This is a genomic window from Saccharopolyspora sp. NPDC045839 (genome assembly GCF_056431645.1).
This window is the reverse complement of record NZ_JBWKKH010000081.1, coordinates 1-1,370: the sequence shown is the minus strand read 5'-3', so window position 1 is coordinate 1,370 and position 1,370 is coordinate 1. Positions and strand designations below refer to the sequence as shown.

Genomic DNA, 1,370 nt, shown 5'->3' with positions numbered 1-1,370 from the left:
GGGGCTGTCCAGTTTTGGGTGTAACTGGGTTTGATGATCTGGCTTAGTTGCGTGCGGCGGACAGGCGTCCGTCGAAGGCGAGGTCGAAAGCGTTGAGGGCGGCTTTCCAGCGCATGGTCCAGCGTCCGCGGCCTCGTCCGGTGGGGTCCAGGCCCATGAGGGCGAGGTAGAGGCATTTCAGGGCGGCTTGTTCGGTGGGGAAATGCCCTCGGGCGTTGATCGCACGGCGTAGCCGGGAGTTGATGCTCTCGATCGCGTTGGTGGTGCAGATGATCTTGCGGATCTCGACGTCAAACTGCAAGAACGGCACGAACTCCGCCCACGCGGCGGTCCACAACCGCACGATCGCCGGGTATTTCTTCTCCCATTTCTCGCAGAATTCGACGAACCGGTCCAGGGCGGCCTGCTCTGAGGGGGCGGTGTATACGGGTTTGAGGTCCTTGGCCAGCGCCGGCCAGTCCTTGCGTGAGGCGTAACGGAAGCTGTTGCGCAGCAAATGCACGACACAGGTCTGCACGATCGCTTTCTCCCACACCGTGGTCACCGCCTCGGGCAGGCCTTTCAGTCCGTCGCAGACGACCATCAGCACGTCGGAGGTGCCACGGTTCTTGATCTCGGTGAGTACCCGAAGCCAGTATTTGGCGCCCTCGCCGTCGCCGTGTTCACCGGCCCAGAGCCCGAGGATGTCGCGTTCCCCGCTCGCGGTGACGCCCAGTGCGAGGTAGATGGGCCGGTTGGCGACCTGTCCCTCCCGGATCTTGACCTGGATCGCGTCGATGAACACCACCGCGTACACCCGCTCCAGCGGCCGGTTCTGCCACTCCGTCATCCCCTCCAGCACCCGGTCGGTGATCACCGAGATCGTCTCCCTGGACACCTCGGCCCGTACACCTCGGCCAGATGCGCCGAGACCTCTCCGGTGGTCAGGCCCTTCGCGGTCAGCGACACCACGATCCCGTCCACCCCGGACAGCCTGCGTTGCCGCTTACGCACGATCTTCGGCTCGAACGAGGCATCCCGGTCCCTGGGCACGGTGATCTCGACCGGACCGGCCTCGGTCAGCACCGTCTTCGACCGCGTCCCGTTCCGCGAGTTCCCCCCGTCACGACCGGCCGGGTCATGCTTGCCGTAACCCAGATGGGCGTCCATCTCGCCCTCCAGCGACGACTCCAGCACGATCTTGGTCAGCTGCTGCATCAACCCGCCCTCGCCACCGATGGCCACCCCATCGGCCTGGGCACGCTTGACCAGCTCGGCCACCACCTGCCTGTCCACCACCGGCGAGACCTGCAGCGACGCGTCCTTGCTCTGATCACTCATGGTGCACTATCCTCCACTGTGGACAGTTACACCGCAGAACTTACAGTCCC

1 pseudogene is annotated in these 1,370 nt (G+C 64.8%); it reads right to left on the bottom strand.

The annotated features are described in order from the left end of the window. Positions 1 to 43 precede the first annotated feature (43 nt). Positions 44 to 1,320, bottom strand: a pseudogene (locus AC07EQ_RS43375) (IS256 family transposase). Positions 1,321 to 1,370: the final 50 nt, after the last annotated feature.